The organism is Sphingomonadaceae bacterium OTU29LAMAA1 (assembly GCA_024072375.1).
Classification (GTDB): Bacteria; Pseudomonadota; Alphaproteobacteria; order Sphingomonadales; family Sphingomonadaceae; genus Sphingomonas.
Window position 1 is genome coordinate 3,005,509 of sequence record CP099617.1, and the last position, 23,711, is coordinate 3,029,219.

15 protein-coding genes are annotated in these 23,711 nt (G+C 65.3%); 2 read left to right on the forward strand and 13 right to left on the reverse strand.

Annotation, left to right across the window (positions count from 1 at the left end):
* Nucleotides 1-8 precede the first annotated feature (8 nt).
* From NF699_14625 to NF699_14660, 8 genes are all read right to left on the reverse strand, one after another.
* Nucleotides 9-2,012 (reverse strand): acetylxylan esterase, encoded by a 2,004-nt coding sequence (locus NF699_14625; protein USU04265.1) that lies wholly within the window; start codon nucleotides 2,010-2,012, stop codon nucleotides 9-11.
* A gap of 5 nt (nucleotides 2,013-2,017) precedes the next feature.
* Complete coding sequence (locus NF699_14630) at nucleotides 2,018-3,463, reverse strand: glycoside hydrolase family 28 protein (GenBank protein ID USU04266.1); 1,446 nt, start codon at nucleotides 3,461-3,463, stop codon at nucleotides 2,018-2,020.
* Nucleotides 3,464-3,475: 12 nt separating this feature from the next.
* The gene (locus NF699_14635) at nucleotides 3,476-6,364 is read right to left on the reverse strand and encodes a TonB-dependent receptor (GenBank protein USU04267.1); all 2,889 of its coding nucleotides are present in this window, start codon (nucleotides 6,362-6,364) and stop codon (nucleotides 3,476-3,478) included.
* A 579-nt stretch (nucleotides 6,365-6,943) separates the two neighbouring features.
* Nucleotides 6,944-7,180, reverse strand: coding sequence for a hypothetical protein (locus NF699_14640; protein ID USU04268.1), 237 nt, complete (start codon nucleotides 7,178-7,180; stop codon nucleotides 6,944-6,946).
* Nucleotides 7,181-7,208: 28 nt separating this feature from the next.
* On the reverse strand, nucleotides 7,209-9,698 hold the full coding sequence (locus NF699_14645) for an ABC transporter permease (protein ID USU04269.1): 2,490 nt from the start codon (nucleotides 9,696-9,698) through the stop codon (nucleotides 7,209-7,211).
* A gap of 17 nt (nucleotides 9,699-9,715) precedes the next feature.
* Nucleotides 9,716-10,396 carry an ABC transporter ATP-binding protein gene (locus tag NF699_14650; GenBank protein ID USU07112.1) on the reverse strand — a complete coding sequence of 227 codons (681 nt, stop codon included), beginning with the start codon at nucleotides 10,394-10,396 and terminating at the stop codon, nucleotides 9,716-9,718.
* Nucleotides 10,397-10,419: 23 nt separating this feature from the next.
* Complete coding sequence (locus tag NF699_14655; protein USU04270.1) at nucleotides 10,420-11,727, reverse strand: efflux RND transporter periplasmic adaptor subunit; 1,308 nt, start codon at nucleotides 11,725-11,727, stop codon at nucleotides 10,420-10,422.
* A gap of 135 nt (nucleotides 11,728-11,862) precedes the next feature.
* Nucleotides 11,863-12,003 (reverse strand): hypothetical protein, encoded by a 141-nt coding sequence (locus NF699_14660; GenBank protein USU04271.1) that lies wholly within the window; start codon nucleotides 12,001-12,003, stop codon nucleotides 11,863-11,865.
* Nucleotides 12,004-12,258: 255 nt separating this feature from the next.
* On the opposite strand from NF699_14660, the gene NF699_14665 reads away from it, so the two are divergent.
* Both NF699_14665 and NF699_14670 read left to right on the forward strand, forming a co-directional pair.
* Entirely contained in the window at nucleotides 12,259-13,659 is a 1,401-nt protein-coding gene (locus tag NF699_14665; protein USU04272.1) for a sigma-54 dependent transcriptional regulator, read from the forward strand.
* The gene (locus NF699_14670) at nucleotides 13,649-14,959 is read left to right on the forward strand and encodes an ATP-binding protein (GenBank protein USU04273.1); all 1,311 of its coding nucleotides are present in this window, start codon (nucleotides 13,649-13,651) and stop codon (nucleotides 14,957-14,959) included. The genes NF699_14665 and NF699_14670 overlap by 11 nt, the downstream gene beginning before the upstream one ends.
* A 433-nt stretch (nucleotides 14,960-15,392) precedes the next feature.
* Here NF699_14670 and NF699_14675 read toward each other — a convergent pair whose 3' ends face one another.
* From NF699_14675 to NF699_14695, 5 genes are all read right to left on the reverse strand, one after another.
* On the reverse strand, nucleotides 15,393-16,193 hold the full coding sequence (locus NF699_14675; GenBank protein ID USU04274.1) for a hypothetical protein: 801 nt from the start codon (nucleotides 16,191-16,193) through the stop codon (nucleotides 15,393-15,395).
* A 356-nt stretch (nucleotides 16,194-16,549) separates the two neighbouring features.
* Nucleotides 16,550-18,376 carry a DUF885 domain-containing protein gene (locus tag NF699_14680; protein ID USU04275.1) on the reverse strand — a complete coding sequence of 609 codons (1,827 nt, stop codon included), beginning with the start codon at nucleotides 18,374-18,376 and terminating at the stop codon, nucleotides 16,550-16,552.
* A 241-nt stretch (nucleotides 18,377-18,617) separates the two neighbouring features.
* Nucleotides 18,618-22,199, reverse strand: a complete 3,582-nt coding sequence (locus NF699_14685; GenBank protein ID USU04276.1) for an aminopeptidase — start codon at nucleotides 22,197-22,199, stop codon at nucleotides 18,618-18,620.
* A 6-nt stretch (nucleotides 22,200-22,205) separates the two neighbouring features.
* The gene (locus NF699_14690; protein ID USU04277.1) at nucleotides 22,206-23,096 is read right to left on the reverse strand and encodes an ABC transporter ATP-binding protein; all 891 of its coding nucleotides are present in this window, start codon (nucleotides 23,094-23,096) and stop codon (nucleotides 22,206-22,208) included.
* A 211-nt stretch (nucleotides 23,097-23,307) separates the two neighbouring features.
* On the reverse strand, nucleotides 23,308-23,655 hold the full coding sequence (locus NF699_14695) for a DUF1311 domain-containing protein (GenBank protein USU04278.1): 348 nt from the start codon (nucleotides 23,653-23,655) through the stop codon (nucleotides 23,308-23,310).
* Between the last annotated feature and the right edge of the window lie 56 nt (nucleotides 23,656-23,711).

Below are 23,711 nucleotides of genomic sequence, written 5' to 3' on the forward strand. Positions count from 1 at the left end.
AGGCCTCGTCAGCGGAAGGGGATGGGCGTGATGGGGTCGCGAGCCGCGCGCACGACGATGCGGGGGCGGGCAGGGGCCAGTTTGGCCAAGCCTGCCGCGTCGAGCGGTTCGCCGATGGCATTTTCTGGATTGACCAGCGCCAACCGGTCGCCGAGCGCCGCCATCAGGTCGGGCAGGTCGTAGCGCGCAAGAACACCGGGCAGATTGACCTCCGCCATGTCGCGAGAAATCGGCCTTTCGACGAACTCGCGATAGCGGGTGATCGCCGCGTCGCTGATCACGCCCGCCACCCGTCCGTCGAGGACGCCCACGTGCAGTGCGACCGGTCCCAGCGCACCGCTCCCCTGGACGACGATGCGTCCGGCCTCCGGCCTTCTCGCGAGCCAGTTCAGCGCCGCCAGGGCGTCGTCGGTGCGCATGCCGACCGGCGTTCGGCCGACCAGCAAGGCGCGCAGCGATAATAGTGTCCAGTCGCCAGTCAGCGGAGATTTCGATTCCTCCGTGCCGCCCGCACCGCGTGGCTCGATCGCTAGGACGTTCCATCCCGCCTTCGTCCAGGCATCGATCGTCGCCTGTGGTTGGGCGGCGAGCAACAGCAGCGTCGGCCGCTTACCTGCCGATGCATTTCGGACGTAGCGGCCATCGACACGAAGACCGGGTGCCGCGTCGAAGGACAGCGGTGCGGCGATATGCTGCCCTACCGGTACGTCCGCGCCGAGAGTCATCACAGGCGGCGCCGCTCCCGCTGATACCGTGATCCGCGCGATGTCGCGGAGCGCAGTAGCGAGTGCGTTATCGGTCGGTCGCGGCGTGGCCAGCGCCTCTGCCGCGATCATCTGTTGCAGCTTGGCACCGCCGACCGCGCCCCCGGCCACCAGGAGCCTGGCCGGATCGCCGATCGGTTCGGGTCGATAGGCACGTTCGGCGGCATCGCCCTTCAGCGTCCGGCTGAAGAAGCCGACGATCCGGGGCATGATCGGGCCGAGATTGCCATGGCCGCCCGGCCCCTCGATCATGGTGATCCCGTCGGGCGCTCCTGATGCGGTATAGAAGCGCCGCGCCTCGGCATAAGCGGCGCGCGCGCCGGCGATCGGGAACATGTCCGCCTGCGTCGATATGACCGCAAACGGACGAGGCGCGACCGCCTCCACCCAGTCGGCGAGATCGAGACCGCGCTCGAGGAAGAAGGGAATGGATTGTTCGCCGTCCTGCGGGCCGGGGCCGCCCGCGCCGAGCAGATGCGCGTAATCGTTGACGTAGCAGCCGACCGCCGTCGCCCGCACGCGCGGATCGAGCGCGGCAAGATAGGCGGTGATGGTGCCTCCGCCGGAACAGCCGAACGCGCCGATCCGCGCATCGTCCACGTCGGGCCGCGACATCAAATAATCGATGCCGCGCACCGCATCCTGGATGAAGAAGCGCGATACGTGACCGCCGGTCGGCAGCGCCTGTTCGAAGCTCATGCTGTGCTCGCCGGTCGGCCGCCCGACCTTGGATGCGCCGATCGCCGGGTCGTAATGCTGCAGCCGTTCGCCTTCGCCGACGATGTCGATCGACAGGACGAGGAAGCCGGCCCGCGCGAAATGCGCTGCGAGGGGATGATCGCCGATCTTGCCGTCGACGCCATGGCCGGGCTGCACGATGATGGCGGGGAAGGGGCCCTTGCCCGGTGGGCGATAGACGATCGCCGAGACGCGATAGTTCGGCAGGCTCTCGTACCAAAGCCTCTCGAACGTATAGCCGTCACCAGCCCCCCGTCCGGTTACCTTGGAGACCACGGGACCGGCATGGGTTTCGAGCCGGATCAGGTCGGCGAGCTTCGCGCGGACGAGAACCTGCCGCTCGCGTGCCTGCTCGGGCGTCGTGATCCCGGCCATCGTCGCCGCGCGCGCCTGCGCCTGCCGGGCCGCCTCTGCGGTGAGATAGGCGATCAGTCGATCGCGGGCGGTCTGCTGCGCCCCCAGGGGTGCCGCTCCGGCGAGCAGCGCGGCGGCGAATATAATACGAACCATGGCGCTCATCCCGATATGTCCGCCGCTTTGGCGACGCCACCCGGTGTCGGTCCAGTGACGGCGACACCGTTTCGGCGGACGTTGTCGTAACGCAGTCCCTCGACCCGGGAGACGATGTCCGGTTCCGCCGCGCGGATCACGGCGGTGTCGCGCAGCAGGATGTTGCGGATCGGCGCACCTACGAACCCTTGCAGATCGAGCATGCGCTGGCAGCGTCCGACCAGCAGCCGCTCGATGCTCAGCGTATCGAAGACGGGCGTGAAATCGCCCTTGGCGCCCTCGCCGTAGTTGTAGTCGATCGTGATCGCGGCACGCGCGACCTGCCCGACCGTGACATCACGAAAGTGGATGTTCTCCAACCGTCCGCCCCGCGCGGCGTTGTTCTTGAAGCGCAGCGCGGTGTTGAGATTCGGGCTGTCCATCCGGCACCGTTCGACAAAGACGTTGCGGACGCCGCCGGTGATCTCGCTGCCCAGTGTCACGCCGCCATGGCCGTCGGCCATCGTGCAGCCGGCAACGATGATATTCTCCGAGGGCACGCCTAGTCGCCGGCCATCGGCGTTGCGGCCGGACTTGATCGCGATGCAATCGTCGCCGGTATCGAACAGGCAATCCTCGATCAGCACGTCGCGGCAGCTTTCCGGATCGCAGCCGTCGTTGTTGGGACCGTGGCTCGATATCGTTACCCGCCGGACGGTCACGTTGCTGCATTCGACCGGATGGATTTCCCACATCGGGGATCGCAGAATGGTGACGCCTTCGATCAGGACGTTGTGACAGCGATAAGGCTGGATGAACTGCGGCCGGATCGTCGCGTCGGGCCCGAATATCCGCCGCGCGACCGGGACATTCTCCTCCGCCAGCCGTCGCAGTCGCGCACCCGAGGATTCTCCCGCGCCCGACTGTCGCCGCGCCCAATGCCACCAATGATCCGGCCCCGCCTGGCCATCCAGCACGCCGCTGCCGGTGATCGCGATGTTTTCCGCACCATAAGCGTAGATGAAGGGCGAAATGCCCATCAGTTCATTGCCTTCCATGCGGGTCAACACCGGTGGGAAGTACAGCGCGGGATCATGAGCGAAGCGTACGATGGTATCATCGGCGACATGAAGTTCGACGTTCGATTGCAGATGGATCGGGCCGGTCAGCCACACGCCGTCATTCAGCACCACGGTCCCTCCGCCCGGTGCGCGTGACGCCGTCTGAATCGCCCGGGCGATCGGTACCGTCGCCAGCGTTCGCCCATCGGCCACGCCGCCGAACTGCCGCGGGCTAAAACGGTTGCCCGGTGGGAACGACGGCGGGCGAATTCGCGATCGAATCCTAGCCGCCAGCGCCCAGGGATCGTCACCGCTTCGCGGCATAGTAGCGGCGCAGGCGATGGATGCCGTCGCCGCGCCGGCGCTGCCGATCAGCGCCCGGCGGGTCAGCCCCAGTGCGGATGTGTGCATTGGTGCCGCTCCTCAGAAGCTGTAGCGGACACCTGCGTAGAACTGTCGCCCGCTCTGAAAGTAATCCTGCACGCGTTCGGCGACGAAGTCCGAATAGGAGATCGTCGGTTCGTTGGTGAGGTTGATCCCTTCCAGGCTGAACGTCAGGCTCTTGCCGATCCGATAGGACAGCGAGAAATCGACGTACGTGGCCGCCGTGTTGCCGGCGACGTCGGTGTTGTAGCTTGCAGGCACCGCCGTCAGGTATTTGTCGCGGTAGTTGCCTGACACTCGCGCCTGGAACGGGCCCTGTTCGTAGTAGATCGTGGCGTTAAAGGCGTTTTTCGACAGGTTGAGCAACGGCTGGGAGACGACGGCCGAGGCGCCGCTGGTCGCGCTAACAAAATAGTCGATGTCGGAATCGACGTACGTGTAGTTCGCTAGAATGCCGAAGTTGGAGAGGAACGACGGCAGGAAGGTGAGGGCCTGCTGGTAATTGAGTTCCAGCCCCTTCAGCGGCCCACCGGGCGTGTTCACCACGTTCGAAATCTGGAACAGGTCGCCGCTGGTCACGCCGGTGCCTGCAAGCAGCGAATCGGGCAAGCCGGTGCTGGAGAACGGCGCAGATGTCGTTATGTTCTGCACATAGGTCGAGATGTCCTTGTAGAACACGCCTGCCGACAGGATCGCACCACGGGCGGGGTACCATTCCACCGCGAAATCGACGGTCTTCGCGCGATAGGGTTCGAGCTGCGGATTGCCTGTCGTCACCGCGCGCGACGCGCCGGCGACAGATACATTCGTTGCCGCCGAGATGCTGCCGAGCCCGGGGCGGGCCATGACCTTCGCCAGCCCGAAGCGCACCAGCAGCGTGTCGGTGGGCTCGACTACTAGATTGAGCGACGGCAGGTCGTCGTCATACGACCGCCCGACGACGGTCCATTCGAATCCACTCGGGTTCACCGTGGCAGGCACGGTCGCGTAAAAACCGGATTCCTGTTTGGTGTGGACGCGGCGGTAACCGACGTCGCCGCGCACCGGTACACCGCCGATGTCGAACTTGAAGGCCGCTTGGACGTAACCGCCGGTATCGTCCTCGCTGACCGTGCGATTGTCGCCACGCGCACTCGCCGTGGTTTCCGACAGCAGGAAGCGACCCGAATTGCCGAACACGCCATAGGCGGAGGCGATCGCATCGCTGTTCGGCGACAGCCAGCAGCGATCCGTGCCGGCGGGCAGATTCAGCCCGCGCAGGCCGCAATATTGTTCGGTGACCGAAGCCAGGCTGGTTCCGGCGGGCAGGTTGGGGATGTTGCCCTCGCCCGACGCGAAACGCTGGCCGCGACCGATGAATTCATAGCTCTTGCGCTGGAACCCGGCGGTCAGCGTCAGCATATCGTTGACGCGGAACGTGAAATCGGCCTGCCCGGTCTTGTAGATATTGTCGTTGAAGTTGGGGCGCAGGCGAATTTCCGGGCCGCTCGCACCAGTGCCGCCGCCGGGTGCGATCCGCGATGGCCCCAGATACCACTGATTTGGATCGGTGACATCGAAGCCATAGTTGATCGCCGGAAAGTTCATCCCGGAAGTTCGCATGTCGTAGGAATAGCCGTCGGCGTTCTGTCGATCGATTTGGGTGATGTAGTCGACCGCGTTGTTGAAGTCGTTCTTGACGTAACCGCCGAGCAGGCTGACCTTGAACCGGTCGCTGAACTCATGTTCGGCATTCAAGGTATATTGCTGGAAGACGGTTGAGTATCGATCGACATAGTTTTCCGAACGCACGTCGACGTTGTCGAGCGCCATGTAGGTCGCCGTGCCGTTCTCATCGACTGCGATATCGCGTACGACGACCTCGGGCTTGCCGCCCGTCGATGCGGGTCGGCTGAGCGAGATGGATTCGAGCTGACGTTCGTTCCGGGTCGCTCGGAAGCGGCTGATGAGCCCGTCCAGCGTGATCGTCGTCGCCGGTTCGGGGCGCCATTGAAGCGATCCCGTGATGCCCAGCCGCTGCGTTTTCTGGCGGTAATCTTGGTAGCGCAGGAAGCGCGGGTATCGTGTGTTGACGTTGCTCGCCAGCGCATAAGCGGCGGGATTGGTGCCGGCGCAGAGGCTGGCGTTGGTCGCCGGGTTGCAGAAGCCGCCATCGGCGTTGCCCTGCTGCCATCCGACGGTCGAGACGCCGTTCTGGATCAGGTTGCGTTCGGAGAAGGCGATCGACGATGCGATGCCGATCTCGCCGATGCCGGTATCCCAGCGGTTGCTGCCGAGGATCGCGAACCGTGGGTCCAGCGAGTGCGACAGGTCGTTGTACCCGCCCTGTGCGGAGACCGCGAGCACCTGCCTCTTCGAATCGAACGGCCGGCCGGTATGCAGGTCGACCGTTGCGCCGAGTGATCCTTCCTCTACGTTGGCAGAAGGCGTCTTGCGCACATCGATCTGGTTGAACAGCTCGGATGCGAAGACGTTGAAATCGAAACCGCGGCCGCGGTTGGACCCGGTCGTTGCCTGCGCCTCGATGCCGTTGATGCGCACGCGCGTGAAATCCGGGCCGAGGCCACGGACCGAGATGTTGCGGCCTTCGCCGCCGTCACGCGTAATTGTAACGCCGGGAACACGCTGGATCGATTCGGCGAGATTGTTGTCGGGAAATTTCGCGATATCTTCGGCGACGATGCTGTCGACCACGGAGTTGCTGTTGCGCTTGACGTCGAGCGCCCGTTCGAGGCTGCCGCGGAAGCCGGTGACGACGATATCTTCGCCGGTCGTAGTATCTTCACCAACCACCGCAGGTTCGACCTGCTGGGGGGTCTGTACCGCAGGATCGGCCGCGGGCGCCACTTGCGCGTCGGCCGCGGACAGCGAGCCTGACAGCGCGAAGGCAACGAATCCGGTGGCGCCAAGCAGGCGCGATTTGTGCATGTACATTGTGCCTCTCCATTCACAACTGACTTGGTCGGCTGCCTGCTTGCCGTTGCTGCAGGTTCTGTTTGACACCGGTGTCTTTCATTGTTGGTCCGACAAAAGTCCACCGGTGTCAAATGGAAATGTCAGCAAGGCTTACGTGCGTCCAGACTGGACTGACGTGGTTACCTATTGCTTCGGTTGAGAAGGGTAGGTGACTGCACACTGCAGCAGCGTCGCCGCTCCACCTCGGCAGGAACGGATCTTATGAAGGCTGGCAACGACGCGAACATTAAGTACGATCGTCCCGAAAGAGCCAAGGTCCGCCTGTCTGCCGTGTTTCCGCCAGATACCAAAACTTTCGTCCTACGGACACGGAGGGTAGTCATAGACCTAAAACGCAATTCAGATGCTCTGCCGACACCATAGGGACACCAAGTCTATCATCGATCCGGTAGCAGTTAGAATTTACATGAACGACTGGCAGAAGTTGGGCATCGGGCAGGCACTTTGAAGGTCCGGAAATGGGTCAATTGTGTATCTGTGGGTGTATGTCGATATGCCATCAGGCTTTAGAAACATTCGAAAGTCCAACGTTTAAAGATCGACGCCTGCGGCGATGGCTTCCAGCCGCTTTATACGGGCACGCAGGTCTGCTATCTCGATCCTTGCCGTTATCACCTGATGGGGCGACATGGTCGCGACGTCCATAGGCTGCGGCGGTTTTGGCTCTTCGTGGCGCAGGATCCGGCCGACGAAGAACATGCCTGCTCCTATCACCAGAGTGACGATGGTGCTGATGGTAAGCAGGCAAACCAGAATGATGGCAGTCATATGGTTGTCCTCGTCGCAGCAAATATTGTCATTCGTACCTCAGGGCATGGATCGGGTTGGCAGCAGCGATGCGGATTGCGTGACCTGCGACGGTAACGACGGCAATTAGCAGGGCGAGTCCGCCCGCGGCAAGGAACGGCAGCGGCGTCAACGCGATGCGTTCGTCGAAGCCGGCAAGCCAGTGGCGCATCGCGAGATAGGCGAGCGGCCAAGCGATGACGTTGGCGATCAGCACCGGCTTCGAGAATTGCCAGACCAGCAGCCGCACGATGTCGCGGGTCTTGGCGCCCAGCACCTTACGAATGCCGATCTCCTTGGTGCGCCGTTCCGCGGTGAAGGCGGCAAGGCCGAACAGGCCGAGGCAGCCGATAACGACCGCGAGCAGAGCGAAGGCCGCGAACATCGTGCCGAGCGCCTGGTCGTCGCGGTAGAGTTCCGCCGCGGCATCGTCGGAGAATCGCGCCTGGAACGGTACGGTCGGCACCACCCGCTTCCACGCCGCGCCGATCCGCTGCATCAGTGCGGCGGGATCGCGATCGGCGAAACGCACCACCATGAAGCTCAGTCCGGCGTCGGTATGGTAATAAGCGACCGGATCGATCGGCTCGCGATAGCCGCGGAAGCGGGTATCGGCGACGACGCCGACGATCGTGGCCGGCACCGCATTGGGCGGCACCTGCGCGATCGTCAGCCCGACCTGCTTGCCGATCGCCGCGGCGGGCGTGGCAAAGCCCAGTTGCCGCGCGGCGGCGACGTTGACGACGATGTTCATGCCGCGCGCGATCAGCGCCTGTTCGCTGGCTTCGCTGATCGGTACCGGCGTGCTGGCATCGTCGAGCGCATAGGCGCGCGAAAAGCCGCGGCCGGCGATCATCCGCATGCCCATCGTCTTGAAGAAGCCATAACCGACGCGGTAGGTGCCGAGGTCGCTGGAGGGGCGCCCCGGAATGATGACGCCGCTGTTGATCCGCGACGGCGTGTTCATCGCGATCTGGGTGCGCGCCACCGAGCTGACGCCGGGCACCCGGGCGATCTCCTGCTCCAGCGCGGCTACCGAAGGCAGCACCTGCGACCGGTTCATATTGTCGATCTGGACCAGCCCTTCGCGGACGAAGCCCGGGTCGGTGTCGCGGGTGTGGCGGGTCTGGGCATAGACGACGCCGGTGCAGACGATCAGCCCGATCGAGATCGCGAACTGGCCGACGACGAGTACGTTGCGCAACCGCCCCGATCCGGCGGTGTCGGCCGCGGACTTGTTCGCCTTCAGCACCTGCGCCGGTTGGAAACGGGTGAGGTAGAAAGCGGGATAGAGGCCGCCGACCAACCCGACGAGCAGCGTCAGCATGACGGCGGGCAGCAGGATACCGTCGCTACCCAGATAGGCGAGCGGAATGCCGGCATTGAGAAATTGGCGCAGCCACGGCAACGTCAGCTCGACCAAGCCAAGTCCGAATACGGTCGCCAGGGTGGCGACGATCAGCGATTCGGTCAGGAACTGCACCACCAACTGCTGCCGCGATGCGCCGAGCACCTTGCGCAACGCCACTTCGCGGGCGCGTTGCGACGCCCGCGCGGTGGCGAGGTTGGTGAAGTTGATACAGGCCATCACGAGGATCAGGACGGCGAGCACCGCGAAGGTGACGACGGTCGTGCGATCGCCGTCGTTGCCGGCGGGTCCGTATTTGGCGTCGCCCAGATGGATATCGGTCAGCGGCGTCAGCCTGAACGCCGCATTCTCGACTTCGCTGACCAGCTTGCCGTCGACGGTGTCCTTGGGGGCTTTGCGCAGCGACCAGGCGCGCAGCTGCGCGTCGACCGCGCCCGCATCGGCGCCGGCGCGCAGCTTGTAATAGTTATAGCCGTTGTTCCAGTTCCAGGACTCCGCCTCGCCGGGACCTAGGCGATCCGGGGTGTGCAGGGCGATCATCGACGGTCGGTTGTGCGCATTCCTGGGCAGGTCGGCGAAGACCCCCGACACGCGATAGGCGCGCTGTCCGTCGCGGGTCAGGACCGTCACCGTCCGACCGATAACGTCGATCGAGCGGAACAGCGTTTCCGCCTGACGTGCCGAAACGACGATGCTGTTGGCGTCGCGCAATGCCCCCGTTGCGCTGCCTCGCAGGAAAGGCAGGGCAAAGATGCGGAAGAAGTCCTTGTCGACCAGCGTGACCGTCTGCTGCTGCGGTTCGCCGCGGACCAGCAGGATCGGCTGCCAGTTGAACATGTACGACGCATATTCGACCTGCGGGAAATCCTGCGCCAGCGCCGGACCGATCGCATAGGGCGTCGCCTGCTGGCTCGCGCGCCGCCCGGTCTGCGGATCGGTGAAGGTCTGCTGCAGCTGGTAGACGCGATCCGCGTCGGGCACGAACCGGTCGTACGACAGTTGATCGCGGACGAAGAGCAGGATCAGCATGCATGCCGCCAGCCCGAGCGCGAGGCCAGCGACGGTGATGATCGCGTAGGTGCGGTTCTTGAGCAGGGCGCGGACGCCGGTGGTCAGGTAATTGCGCCACATGGGTCGGATCCTTCAGGTCAGGCTGCGCGGCGGGTTTCGACGAGCACGCGGCCGTCGAGGATGTCGACGGTGCGCTGCGCGAAGGCGGCATGGGCGGGCGAGTGAGTGACCATGGCGATCGTCGCGCCCTCGTCGTTCAGCGTCCGCAGCATCCGCATCACCTCGTCGCCATGCGCGGTATCGAGGTTGCCGGTGGGTTCGTCGGCTAGGATCAGCTTGGGTTCGCCGACGACGGCGCGGGCGACGGCGACGCGCTGCTGCTGGCCTCCCGACAATTGGCTGGGGCGATGCCGGGCGCGATGACCGATGCCGACCTTGTCCATTACCGCATCGACGCGTTCGCGGCGGTGTGCGGCGGGTATGCCGTGGTACAGCAGGGCCAGCTCGATGTTCTCGCGCACGGTCAGTTCGTCGACCAGGTTGAAGCTCTGGAAGATGAAGCCGATCGCGGATTTGCGGATGTCGGACAACGCCGCTTCGTTGAGGCCGGCGACCTCGGTTCCGTCGAACAGGTACGATCCAGACGAAGGGCGATCGAGCATGCCGATGATGTTGAGCAGCGTCGACTTGCCGCAGCCCGACGGCCCCATGATCGCGACGAACTCGCCGCGTGCGATCGAGAGGTCGATACCGTCGAGCGCCGACGTTTCGATCATGTCGGTGCGGTAGACGCGCGAGAGATTGGTCATGCGGAGCATCGCGAGGAAGCCTTTCGAAGGGGTCAATTGGCGGAAAGATCGAGCCGCGTCTTGTCGACGAGGCCGGTATAGGGGGAGGTGACGACACGCTCGCCGCGATCGAGACCGTCGAGCACCTCGATGACATCGCTGTTGCGACGGCCGAGGCGGACGGAGCGTTTTGCCGCCGATCGGCCGTCCGGCGCGACGACGAACACCCACGATCCGCCGGTGTCGTTGTAGAAGGCACCGTTGGGAAGCAGCCGGGCGGGGGCGGGGTCGCTCAACGTCAGTTTGGTCTGCATCGTCTGGCCGCGTTGCAGATTGGCGGGTTCGCCGCTGGTGAACACCAGATCGACCTCGAACGCGCCGTTCTTCACCTGCGGATAGATCTTGGCCACCTTCAGCGCATACGCCTTGCCGTTCCAGTCGATCGAGGCGGTCTGGTTCGGCGCAACGCGGCCGAGGTAATATTCGTCGACCGAGGCGACGAGCTTCGAGCGGCCGACGCTGTCGATCTGGCCGATCCGCTCGCCGCGGCTCATCGACTGGCCGAGCTGGATCGAAAAGGCGGTAAGCTGGCCCGATACCGGCGCGCGCAGGTTGAGCGCGTCGAGACTGCCGCGCGCGATGTCGAGGCTGGCATTGAGCGACGCGGCGGACGTGCGCAGCTGCGCGAGCTGGCTCGACTGGAGCCGTTCGTCGGTCGCCTGCGCGGAGCGCAGCACATCCTGACGCCGACGCTGGTACGCATAATCGTCGGTCGTGTCCTTGAACGTCCGCCCCGCCACGAAGCCCCTGGCGGCAAGCGGCGCCTGCACCTCATATTGGCGACGCGCCTTGGTCGCGGCGAGTTCCGCCTCGATCCGGTCGCGCTCGTTCTGGTTGCGGCTTTGGGCCAGTGCCAATTCCTGGCTGCGCATCGAATTGATCTGCTGCGTCACCTCGGTCTGGCGGGCGAGGACGGAAAGCTGCAGTTCGGCGTTGGACAAGGTGGCGAGCGACTGGCCCTGTTGGACCATCGCGCCGTCCTCGACCAGAATCTGGTCGACCCGGCCACCCTCGACCGCATCGAGATAGACGGTGACGAGCGGCGTGACGCGGGCGCGCAGCGGCAGGAAATCCTCGAACCTGCCATCGGTGACGGTCGAGATGGTCAGGCGCGATGCGGCGATGCTCTGGCTGTCGGCGGCAGGCGCCAGCCAATAGGCACCGATCCCGGTCGCGGCGAGCGAGGCGGCGACAATGCCGCCCTTCAGCCGCTGGGACAGGCCGCGGCGGGCGACGACACGATCCATGCCGCCGCCACTGACCGGGCGGACTTTGGAGAGGGTATCGGGGTCGACAGGCATGACGGTTATGATCGATCCTTGAACGTGCCACCACCATCCGCAAACCTCGTGCCAGCCGCGCTACGAGGGACGGGGGATGGTCGTCCGCGCCCGAGTGTTCGGAAACGGACACCAGGCTGTTCGATCCCGGACATATCAGCGGCCGGCGACGATCGTTGCGGGATACAGTTCGGCCTGGGCGGGGACGGGCAGCACGGTGACGAAGGCGGTGAGCAGCGCGGCCGAGACGATGGCGGCGGTCAGCTGGGCGGCGCGGGCGAAGAGGGTGACAAACATGGCAGGGTGACCTTTCGGCCGGCGGGATGCCGGACGATAAGGACGTCGCAGCAACCGTGCCAATTACGAAAACCCAATTAATTCGGTGACATGCCGGATGCGCATGGTCGGATTGGCGCATGCGCTGTCTGGTTACGTACGCCCGACTGCCCGCTATCGAACACCGCGGCACGGGGGCAGCAAGACGTGTCGTCACCGTGGCTGGCACGATTGTTGATTACGGGGCATCGTACCGTCCTGGGAGAAGCGCACGCCATGTCGTCATCAAAGCCGTTCGACCTGGCGCTCGTCATCGACGACGACGAGGACATCCTCGTCGCTGCGCGCATCCTGTTGCGCGACCTGTTTGCGGTGGTGGAGGTCGCGACCTCTCCCGAAGCGGCAATGCCGGTCATGGCGCGTGTCCCCGACGTCGTGCTGCTCGACGCGAATTTCGCCCGCGGCGCCACCAATGGCGCGGAGGGGTTCCGCTGGCTCGACGCGATCCTGGCGCGCGACCGCGACGCGATCGTCGTGATGATTACCGCGCATGGCGGCGTGCAGATCGCGGTAGAGGCGATGAAGCGCGGCGCGACCGACTTCGTCTCGAAACCGTGGAACAACGATCGCCTGCTGACCATCGTCCGCACCGCCGCCAATCTCCGTCGATCGCGGCGGCAGGACGGCGGCACGGCGCAGACCCAGGCGTCGGCAAGCATCGCCGGCGCCGCCCTGCTCGGCGACAGCGCAGCCATGCGCCGCGTCCAGTCGCTGATCGCCCGTGCCGGACCGACGCAGGCCAACGTGCTGATCCTGGGCGAGAACGGTACGGGCAAGGAACTGGTCGCCAGCGCCCTGCACGCGGCATCGCGGCGCGCCGGGCAGACGCTGGTCAGCGTCGATCTCGGTGCGGTGGCGGAGACGTTGTTCGACAGCGAGTTGTTCGGCCACGTGAAGGGTGCCTTCACCGACGCGCGCGCCGATGCGGTCGGCCGGTTGCGGTCGGCGAATGGCGGAACGCTGTTCCTCGACGAGGTCGGCAATCTGCCGCTGCATCTCCAGCCCAAGCTGCTGACCGCGCTGGAACAGCGGCGCGTCACCCCGGTCGGATCGGGCCGGGCAGAGGCGATCGACGTGCGCGTGATCTCCGCCACCAATCTCGATCACCAGCGGCTGAGCGACGAGCGGGTCTTCCGCCAGGATCTGCTGTTCCGGCTCAACACCGTCGAGATCGAGCTGCCGCCGCTGCGCGCCCGCCGCGAGGATATCCCGATGCTGCTTGCTCATTTCCTGCGCGATTACGAGCGGCGCTATGCCACCGCCCGGCGTGAACTGGCGGAGGGGGTGCTGGTGCGACTGGTGGCGCATGACTGGCCCGGCAACGTCCGGGCGCTGCGCCATGCCGCGGAGCGTGCGGTGATCCTGGCGTCAGGATCGGCGTACGAGCTGGACGACTTCCCGCTGGGTCGAGCAAGCGCGCCGACGCCCGCTCCCCCGCCCCCGCCCCCGCCCCCGCCGCCGGTGGCGGTGACGGCGGGACTCAACCTCGATTCCATGGAGCGGGACGCGATCGAACAGGCGCTGCGCCAGCACAGCTACAACATTTCGCACGCCGCCACGGCGCTGGGGCTGTCACGTGCCGCGCTGTATCGGCGGATGGAAAAGCATGGGCTTTGACCGCAGCGGCCTACGGCTCGCCGGGCATCTTGTGGCGGTACTCGCCACGGGTGGCATTGCGCTGTGGGCGATGCAGCGACCCGACAGCGCAATCCTGTCGCTGCTCGCGGGTGTTGCTACGATGGCTGCGGTCGCCTCACTCTACGCGTCGATGCGACACCATGATCGCGAGCTCGTCCGCTTCGTCGAGGCGATCGGCCACGTCGATCTGTCGCAGCGGTTCGGGAACGGGGCGGTGGGCACCGCACTGGATGCCGCGATGCGTCGCCTCGCAGCGGATCGCCAGCGGATTGGTGAGGAAGCGCGGTTTCAGGCGGCGATGGTCGAGGAAACGCCCATCGCCTTGCTTGCCGTCGATGAACACCGCACAATCAGCCTGCTGAATGCGGCGGCCCGTGATATATTCCGGCATCTGGACGGCAGATCGACCGTTGCCCTGGGTACCGAAGACGAGGCGCTGGCCGCCGTGCTGGATCCGGCGACGGGCCGGTTGGGACGCAGCCTTATCGCGCTGTCCTCCGCAGGCGGCGATCAACGCGCCGTGGTGACCGCCACCGAGATGCGCCGCGCCGGACGTCCGCTCCGGCTGGTCGCGGTCGAGCTGATCGGCCGCGAGCTGGATGCAGCGGAGGTGGCGGCGCAGGCCGACCTCGTCCGCGTCCTGACGCACGAGATCATGAATTCGCTGACCCCCGTGACGTCGCTCGCCCGGTCCGCGGCCACCCTGATGGCGCGCGTGCCGGAAGGTGACGAGAATACCAGTGATGCACGCCGTGCGATCCAGATCGTCGCCGATCGGGCTGCGGGTCTGCTCGGTTTTGTCGATAGCTATCGGCAATATGCGACGCTGCCGGTCGTCGTGCGCCGGACCTGCGATGCGCGCCGCTGGGCGGAGGACGTGGTCGCGCTGTTGGGCGAGGCGGGCTTCGGCCACGGCATGCGCGTCGGCATAGATGTGGTACCATCGTCGACGACATTCGTGGCGGATCCCGACCTGCTAACGCAAGCGCTGCTCAACCTGCTGAAAAACGCGGCAGAGGCCGGTGCTGGCCATGTGCGATTGGGTATTCGTGGTTATCAGGACCGGGTGGACCTCGTGGTCGCCGACGATGGTGCCGGGTTTGATGCCGATATAGCAGCGGACATGTTCCTGCCGTTCTTCACCAGCAAGTCGGCCGGCACTGGGATCGGCTTGTCGCTTGCCCGTCAGGTCGCTGTTGCCCACGGCGGGTCGATACGGGCGCAGATAGGCGATTCCGGTGGATCGGTGTTCCTTGTCAGCATCCCGCATCACCCATGATGTCAGACCGACATCTCCCCAACCAAGCCAAGTTTTCCCAATATTTTCCTAAGCTTGAAAATATTTCGAGCAGAGCATGGAAATGAAGAAGTGTCGGTACACAGATGAGTAGATTGCCTTTGCACCAGAGTAGGCTGGAAAGGGTGCGCCGGTGGCTGAAGCCGTTTGTCGGATGCTGATTTCGGAATGGACGTTCCACCGCTGCAAGAAAGTGTACGGCGGGTCCGGGCGTCGCCCAGCGGGTCTGATTCTTTAACAGGTGAGTCTATCGCCGAAGAACGCGAAACTGGCAGCTAAAATCCCAGTTTGTATCCGTGAACGAACGTCCGAAGTTGGGCACGTGCAACGGCAGCTGAAGGTCGTCTTATGGGTCGTGTCGGCGGGAGCGTCGGGCGGCCGCTCTCGCCCATAGCGGACGTTCAGGACATACGAATTATCGTTGCTCGCCGGGACGGCGGCACGATGGATAGTTGATTGGAGAGGCAAGCGCGCTCCAGTAGCCATCGGCGCCTCTTGTGAGCCTGAGCGAAGACACTGCATCGTAGCTTGGTCGGATACGATCAGCTCGCTGCTGGAGCGCCTGATCACGAAAGCATACATCAACGCCTTTGACGGATGTAGCCAGCACGGTGAAGCTCATCAGCCAGCCACCGTCGCGACTGGTCATCGTCACGCCACTTTTACCCCGGTCGGTTTCGATAAATCCATAATCTTCAGGCGTCCGCTTGCCGGAAGCTCGTCGAGGTCCGGTAGAGTTCGGAAATGAAGTAAGGTCCAGTCTGCGGATCAGCTGATCGATCCCGTCGCCCGTCGTTACAATCGGTGCGGGGATGTGATCATCAACAGCGACACCCAAGGACGTCGCGCACCATCTACGCGCTAGGTCGAAGGCGGTCGACATGCCACCCTGGCGGCGTCGAATTCGACATACGGGCTGACCGACACCGCTATGATCCCTATGATAGTAGACGATAATCCCGGCTCCGCTGCCGCTGTATCGAGCGCGGTAAGCGAGGGGCGATGCCGACCGTGATTGTGTGGTCGGCTGTTCGGCGTTCCAGGGTGTCAGCCCTTCGGCTTCGATCAGCGCATTGGCGAGCGCTTCGGGCTGCGGGATATTCGCATCTAGCACCAGCTCCGCCGTCACTCCCTCCCGTTCGAGCACCTTACTATTGTAAGACGTTAGCACCTGAGAACCGCCAGCTAGCATCATCACTACCAATAAGCCGACCATCGTGCATCTCCTTCGCCGATTAGGATAACCGGCTGGTTTGCAGCTTTCATGCAGAAGCCGACTGCAGCCCTTCAAACCTCCGTTCTCGTCACCTAGAGGCTGCTGACCGGCCCTTCGAAGCGGAACGGCGGTTTTTCTCCCAGTTCACGACATTCGTCAGTGGATGGCCGGGGTGGCAAGCTGGTCGTTCGCGCTGATGAACAAGCGTCCGAAGTTGGGGAGCGGGGAAAGTGAACTGAATGTCCACTTGTGGGTCTCACCTGCCGCGATTATCGCGCGGCAGATGACTTGCACCGGGAGTGGCGGCTGGGCCGGATATTCGCCGAGTGACGAATGTGCTCCGACGCATCCGTGAATTACCTTGCCTTCGCCGCCGCGATGTAGCGGGTGACCTGCTCTTCCAGCACGGCGAGCGGCAGCGCGCCTTGGCTCAGCACCGCCTCGTGGAAGTCGCGGATGTTGAATTTGGGGCCTAGCTCCTGTTCCGCCCGCTTGCGCAGTTCAGCGATCTTGAGCTGGCCGACCATGTAGCTGGTCGCCTGGCCTGGCCAGTTGAAGTACCGGTCGACCTCACGACCGATGTCCTTCTCAGATACCGAGCTGTTCGCCTTGAAATAGGCGATCGCCTGTTCACGCGTCCACCGCTTGGAATGGATGCCAGTGTCGAGCACCAGTCGGATCGCGCGCCACACCTGAAGCGACAGCATGCCGAAGCGCGCATAGGGGTCCTTATACACGCCCATCTCGTTCGCCAGTCGCTCCGAATAGAGGCCCCAGCCTTCGACATAGGCACCGTAGCCGCCGAACTTGCGGAACTTGGGGATGCCGGTCATCTCCTGCTGGCGGGCGATCTGGAAATGGTGGCCCGGAGCGCCCTCATGCGCGGCGATGCCGGCGACCTGCACCTTCTGCGTTTGGTTCATGTCGACGAGGTTGACGTAATAAATCCCCGGCCGCGACCCGTCGGCGGAGGGTGGGTTGTAGAAGGCGGTCGACGCCGTGCCTTCCCGCCATTTCTCCACCGCGCGCACCTCCAGAGGCGCCTTGGGCAGGACTCGGAAATAGCGCGGGGCCGCGACCATCACCGACGCAATCACCGAGCGGGCGTCGCCCAGATATTGTTCGCGGCCGGCGGCGGTGTTTGGATATTTGAATTTCGGATCGGTGCGGATGCTGTCGAAGAACTGCTCCAGCGTGCCGGCGAAGCCGACTTCACGCTTGATAGCCTCCATCTCGCCACGGATCGCAGCGACCTGACGCAACCCAAGGTCGTGGATCTGATCCGCGGTCAGATCGGTCGTCGTCGAACCCTTCAGTCGGTCCGCATAATAGGCTGCACCGTTCGGCAGGCTCCATGCCCCGAAATTGCTTTTGGACAGCGGCTCGATCGCATCCAGAGCCGCAAACAGCGTGTCGTAGCCCCGGCGGAAAGGGCCGGTCAGAGCCGCGCTGGCGTCGTTCAGCAGCTTCGCCTTAGTCGCTTCGGGCGCCCTCAGCGCGGTCACCTTCTTGCGGAAATCGGCTAGCAGGGTGGAATCAGGGCCGGAATCGAACGGCGCGCCGCTGATGACCGCCTTGGCATCGCCGCGGGCGGGCGCGAAATTGACCTTGTTGGGGATGATGCCCGCCGCCGCCTGCTCGCGCATCGTCGCCGCGACTTCGCGCATCACGCGCTCGGTATCGCGCAGGCGGGAGATGTACGCCTGCGCGTCGGCGACCGTGTCGATCTTGTGATTATTGATTAGCAGGACCGGGATGTCGCCCGCCGGGCTGCCGTTCGTTGACACGGGGAAGCGTAGCTTGCGGAACTGCGAGGATTCGCGGTCGCGTGCGACTTGGTATTCAAAGAGGCGATAGCTGACCCGCGCGCTCTCGCCCAGTTGCTCGGGCCGGAATCGCGCGTGCATCGCCTTCAGCTGTCGCTCGGCCAGCGCCTGCGATCGCACCGCAGCGGTATCGGTATAATCGTCGAGCTTGCCGTAGTCGGTCTTGAACCCGAGCTGTGTCTGGCTTTCCGGGCTGAGCGCCAGCTGCTCGTCATAGGCGCGGTCGAGGAATTGCAGCAGCGCGGCGTCCTGATCCTTGCTGGCCGCGGCGGCAGGAGCAACCGGGGCCGACATCGGCGTGCTCGCTTGGACCAGCGGGGTTAGGGGCAAGATCATGAGAGCGAAGACAAGATGCATCGAATACTCCTGGGCGAACCCGGCTGCCTGATTGTCAGCCGCTGCCCCGTAAGGTGACCGAGCCGAGACAATCGTTATACGGAACAACGTCGCCCGGTCGAGTTCCATAGGGGCAGACCGCCATTCCTAAACCGTCGGCCACAAGTTCGTGTCAGCCTTCATGGGCGGTCCGCTTTTTTCGTGGTGAACGAATGGCAGGAACTGGGAAGCGGGGTGGGCCAGCCGAACGGCCGATAATGGGTCAGGAAGGTGCCACTAAATTGTCGTCGCTGTTTCGGTCGATATACTTGTTGTACGGGTCGACTCCGACGAACGCCGGCCGCGCCGCGGTGACGATCCGCACCTGCTGCCCGCCGCTGCGGAGCGGGCGGCGCTTCATCGCCAGCACGTCCGCCCTTGAGAAGGCGGCGAGCCCCGGCCGCGACGCGAACGCGCCGACGTCGATCGTGTCGGCGAAGGGAACGGGCGTCTCGACCCCCTGGCCGTTGGCGGTGAACTTGGCGGCGTTCACGGTCAGCAGCGTCTCCCACCTTCCGTCGGGCAGGCGGCGGGTGGTCGCGTCCTTCGCCTCGAAGTCCCACAGCACAATCCGCTCGAACAGGTCGGTGACCAGCTGCCGTTCCTGCCCGTCGCGCGCCAGCGACGCGAAGCCGGCGACGAGGTCGGTCGAGCGCGCATAAGGCCGCCCCTTGAACCGGTAGCGGTCGAGCAGCCCGCGCAGCATCGCGTTGACCCGTGCCTCGCCCAGCCGGTCCTGGAGCAGGTACAGCGCCACCGATCCCTTGTTGTAGTGGATGTAGGGCTGGTTCTCGACGCGGGCGAGCGGCAGTTCCTCCACCGCCTCGCCGCGGCGGCCGCGCAGATAGTCGTCCAGCTCGTACTTCAGGAACCGCCTGATCTTGTCGGGGCCGTAGAGCCGCTTCATGACCATGAGCGCCGAATATTGCGCCATGGTCTCCACCCACACGGTGCCGCCCTGCATGTCGGCGCTGATCACCTGGTGCGCCCAGTATTGATGCCCCAGCTCGTGCGCGGTGATGTAGGTGACGTAGTCGATCCGGTCGGCCGAGCGCGCGTCGGCGATGAAGCCGATCCGCTCGGAATAGGGCACCGTCCCCGCGAACGCCTGCGCGAAGCTGGCATAGCCGGGGAACTCGACGATCCGGGCATAGGGGAACTGGTAAGGCCCGAAATTTTCCCGGTAATAGCCAAGCGCGGCCTGCATCGCCGCCAGCATTCGGTCGACGTTGTAGGCATGGGCGGGGTGGTAGAGGACCGACAGGCGGACCCCGTCGGCGACCCGCGCCTTTTCGGCATAACGCGCCGACTGGATCGAGAAGAAGGACAGGATTGGCGCGCCCGACACAAAGCGCGCGGTGCGGCGGCCGTTGGCGACCGCGTCCGCCACCTTGCGACCCGGCGCAATCGGCACCTGGTCGGCATCGGTCGACAAGGTGACATCCGACCGCACCCAGTCGGTGTGTACGTAGTTGCTCCACTGTGCGGAAATATCCTCCAGCTTGGCCGGGCGCAGTTCCGCCGGGAGGCCGTACTTGCGGCGCTTGGTCCGGTCTTGGAGCAGCCCGCTGCGGTCCATGCCGAGGGTCGGCGCGAACTCGCGGTTGTTGAGGAAGGTGCCATTGGCGACCAGGCGCGTGTCGTCGTCGTTGGCCGCGAAGCCGCGGTCGACCCGCTCGGTACGGAAGCCGAGGGTGCCGGTCGCCCCCGGTGCGACCGGTCGCTCGAAGCGGTAGATACGGTACTGGTTGTCGTCGTCGTCGCTGACCAGCCGCGCACCGGGGATAGTCACCGCGACCAGCCGGGTGCGGTCGTCCTGCAGGCGCACGTGCAGGTCGCGGAGGGGCGCGCCGGTGTCGTTGACCCAGGCGTAGCTGCCCTCCGCTTCCATCCGCCGCGCGGCGGGGTGGAGCGCGATGGTCAGCCGGATGTCGGTCAGCGTCGGCTGGCGCAGCCCCGCATAGCGGAGATACTTCTTCTCATAGGCCGCGGCCCGCGCGTCCTGATCGGGGGCGCTGCGATATATGTTAAGGACGTCCATCTGGCGCCAGGCATAGGCCCCGCTCGCCGCGACGGTTACCAGCGCGACCGCCAGCACCACCCCCGGCGTCCCCCGCAGCCGCCGCGGCGCGAGGCGGAGCCGGTGGCCGAGCTTCACGTCGGTCCCGCGCCGCCAGAGAAGGTGCGCCGCCACCGCCAGCGCCAGCGCCCACCCGCCCCAGTAGAGCCGCAGCCACCATCCGCGTGCCGCGCCGATCTGGTCGCCGTTCATGTCCGACAGCCGCAGCGTCCCGGTCGAGCCGTAGAGGTAGAGCGGGTGGTCCCAGCCGATCGTCGTGAACACGCTGGTCGCGACGAGGTAGACCACCATCAGCGCCCAGCCGACGTACTTGTTCGGGCTGAGCGCCTGGATGAACACCGCGAGCACGGCGAGGATCACGAAGTCCGCCGCGAACGGCAGGACGTACCAGCCGAGATACTCGCCGAGCGCCGGCGTCACCGGGCCGCGGAAAAGCTGCACGACGATCCCCGCGACGATCGAGGCGAGCAGGGTCGTGACCAGCACGCCGGCCACCGCCAGCACCTTGGGGACGAGGTACGCCCAGTTCGGCAGCGCGGTGGCGTCGACGATCTCGTGCATGCCACGCTCGCGGTCGCGCCACACCAGCTCGCCGGCGTAGTAGATCGCGATGATCAGCGGCATGATCGTAAACGCGCCCTGGAGGGTGCCGATCACGGTGAAGGTCATCGGGTAAAGCGGGGTGCCGTAGCGTTCGCCCGCGACCAGTAGCGAGGCGACCGTGTTGGCGAGGCCGACCGCCAGCATGATGACGAAGCCGGGGCTCCTGAAGATCAGCGCCATCTCGAACCGGGCGCGCGCGAGGAGCTGGGTGGGGCCCGCATGCGCCGGGTCGGTCGCGGGCAGCGCGGCGGCGACGCGCGGCGGGGTGGCGGCGAGCTTCGCCGCGCGGCGCTGCTCGCGACGCAGGCGGCGCTTCGACGCGCCCCGCTCGGTGAAGGAGAAGCGCCACCACGCGACCGCCAGCGCCAGACCCCCCAGCATCACGGCGATGACCCTGTTGGCGGCGAGCACGCCCGCGAAGGCGGGCATGGCCGCGTTCGCCTCGGCCGGGGTCCAGTAGCGGGTCAGCCAGCCAAACGCCCCGATCCCGAACGGTTCGAGATAGGCGATCGTCTCCCGCCATTCCGGCTTCTCCGCGGTGATGCCGATCAGGGTCAGGTAGACCACCAGGAAGGCGATGACCGCGAGGTAGCTGTAGGTCATCGACCGGGTCATGGTCGCGACCGCGAAGAAGATGCCCGCGGTCAGGAACAGGTTGGGCAGGCCGAGGAGGAAATAGGCGTAGAGATAGTCGCCGACCCGGTTCGGCCCCAGCGTCTCGGGATCGACCCACGGCATCAGCGTGCCGAGCCACATCGCCAGCGGCACGACGACGAAGGCGATTGCCGCCGCCGCGTAGGCGCCGAGGAAGCGGGCGAAGAGATAGGCCGCCTTGGTGACTCGGGTCGACCGGACCATCTGCCCGAAGCCGCTCTCGTCGTCGCGAACCACCACGTTCGCCACAAAGGCGGTGGTCACGAACATGAAGAACAGTGACATGATGAAGTGTGTACGCGCGATCGCGGTGGCGGCGTTCTTGTGGACGTTGCCGCCGCTGCCGAGCGAGATCTGCTCCACCGTCACCGACCCGAAGGTCAAGAGAAAGAACAGGATCGCGACCGCCCAGAAGACGGGGTTGCGGAGCTGGTAGCGCAGCTCGAAGCGGGCGATGGCGCCGAACATCGCGGTTCAGGCCGCGACGGGGGCGGCGCGGCGCGAGCGGGCGAGGGTGGAGAAGTACACGTCCTCCAGGCCCCCCGCCGCAGGGGCGAAGCCGTCGCCGGGATCGTGGTCGGCGAGGACGTGGACCACCGTGCGCCCCGCGAACAGCCGAGTGGAGATGACCTCGTGCGCCTCCCGCACCGCGTCCAGCGCGCCCGGCGCGACCGTCTTCGCCCAAACTTGCCCGCGGGTCCGCTCGATCAGGTCGAGCGGCGCGCCCTCCAGCTGGATGCGCCCCGCCGCCAGCACCGCCATGCGCGGGCACAGGTCCGCCACGTCCTCTACAATGTGGGTCGACAGGATCACGACGACGTTCTCACCGATCTCGGCCAGGAGGTTGAGGAAGCGGTTGCGTTCCTCCGGGTCGAGGCCGGCGGTGGGCTCGTCGACGATGATCAGGCGCGGGTTGCCGATCAGCGCCTGCGCGATCCCGAACCGCTGGCGCATGCCGCCGGAAAAGCCGGCGATCGCCTTCTTCCGGTGCGTCCACAGGTTGGTCTGGGCGAGCAGCGTTTCGACGGTGGCGCGCCGGTCAGCGGCCGAGTGCACCCCCTTCAGCACCGCCATGTGGTCGAGCATGTCGTAGGCGGAGACGCGCGGGTAGACGCCGAAATCCTGGGGCAGGTAGCCGAGCGTCGCACGCAGGTCCTCCGGGCTGGCCACCACGTCGATGTCGCCGAAGCGGATAGTGCCCGCAGTCGGCGTCTGGAGCGTCGCTACCGTCCGCATCAGCGTCGACTTGCCGGCGCCGTTGGGTCCGAGCAGTCCGAACATACCCGCCGGGATCGACAGGCTGACGTCGTCGAGCGCGCGGGTGCCATTGGCGTAGACGTGGGTGACCCCTGTCAGTTCGAGCATGTGTTTCGACTCCCCCTCTAACAAGCTTAGCAAGGTGTACCAGGGAAGCAATACAGCGGTCTAACGATAGCCGGCATAATCCCCTGCCGGCCAACCAATCCCGAGCGAAGCACGGCTCGTGAACAAGCGGCCGCTTTTGGGAGCGCCCGAGTAGCGCTGGATGTCCGCTTCTGGGTCGTCGGAGTTGGCCATCGGGGAAGCGTCGACGATGTCAGCGATAGCGCATTAGCCAACCGATCCGGCGGGTGGTCTGTTTCGTCAAACAGGCAGGATGGTTCAACGTCTCGATCGTGCCGGCACCGTCGCGATCGTCAAGCGGACAGGCCGCATCACGCTCCCGGATCCACGCTCGTTGCGACGTCCGGAGGGTGACCCGACGGGCAGCAGGTAGGCGCCTCATTGTCCTGGTATATGTTGCGTTCAGTTGAGCATCTGCCCGTTTGTAGTCTGCGACGAAACAGGCCGACATCGCGGATGTCACGCCCTTTGCCGCCTCGCCTGCGTTTAGGCAGCGATCGAGCGGGCTGGAGGCGGCAAGGGCAAATACGAGGACGAGCATCGGTGATCTCCGTTGTCCGATGAACGTCGGGCACCACCTGCGGTTGCGACGTTAGC

What these genes read in the sequence shown, in the direction of transcription:
- NF699_14625 (USU04265.1), bottom strand. Translation starts at nt 2,012, where the DNA reads ATGGTTCGTATTATATTCGCCGCCGCGCTGCTCGCCGGAGCGGCACCC.
- NF699_14630 (USU04266.1), bottom strand. Translation starts at nt 3,463, where the DNA reads ATGCACACATCCGCACTGGGGCTGACCCGCCGGGCGCTGATCGGCAGC.
- NF699_14635 (USU04267.1), bottom strand. Translation starts at nt 6,364, where the DNA reads ATGCACAAATCGCGCCTGCTTGGCGCCACCGGATTCGTTGCCTTCGCG.
- NF699_14640 (USU04268.1), bottom strand. Translation starts at nt 7,180, where the DNA reads ATGACTGCCATCATTCTGGTTTGCCTGCTTACCATCAGCACCATCGTC.
- NF699_14645 (USU04269.1), bottom strand. Translation starts at nt 9,698, where the DNA reads ATGTGGCGCAATTACCTGACCACCGGCGTCCGCGCCCTGCTCAAGAAC.
- NF699_14650 (USU07112.1), bottom strand. Translation starts at nt 10,396, where the DNA reads ATGCTCCGCATGACCAATCTCTCGCGCGTCTACCGCACCGACATGATC.
- NF699_14655 (USU04270.1), bottom strand. Translation starts at nt 11,727, where the DNA reads ATGCCTGTCGACCCCGATACCCTCTCCAAAGTCCGCCCGGTCAGTGGC.
- NF699_14660 (USU04271.1), bottom strand. Translation starts at nt 12,003, where the DNA reads ATGTTTGTCACCCTCTTCGCCCGCGCCGCCCAGCTGACCGCCGCCATC.
- NF699_14665 (USU04272.1), top strand. Translation starts at nt 12,259, where the DNA reads ATGTCGTCATCAAAGCCGTTCGACCTGGCGCTCGTCATCGACGACGAC.
- NF699_14670 (USU04273.1), top strand. Translation starts at nt 13,649, where the DNA reads ATGGGCTTTGACCGCAGCGGCCTACGGCTCGCCGGGCATCTTGTGGCG.
- NF699_14675 (USU04274.1), bottom strand. Translation starts at nt 16,193, where the DNA reads ATGGTCGGCTTATTGGTAGTGATGATGCTAGCTGGCGGTTCTCAGGTG.
- NF699_14680 (USU04275.1), bottom strand. Translation starts at nt 18,376, where the DNA reads ATGCATCTTGTCTTCGCTCTCATGATCTTGCCCCTAACCCCGCTGGTC.
- NF699_14685 (USU04276.1), bottom strand. Translation starts at nt 22,199, where the DNA reads ATGTTCGGCGCCATCGCCCGCTTCGAGCTGCGCTACCAGCTCCGCAAC.
- NF699_14690 (USU04277.1), bottom strand. Translation starts at nt 23,096, where the DNA reads ATGCTCGAACTGACAGGGGTCACCCACGTCTACGCCAATGGCACCCGC.
- NF699_14695 (USU04278.1), bottom strand. Translation starts at nt 23,655, where the DNA reads ATGCTCGTCCTCGTATTTGCCCTTGCCGCCTCCAGCCCGCTCGATCGC.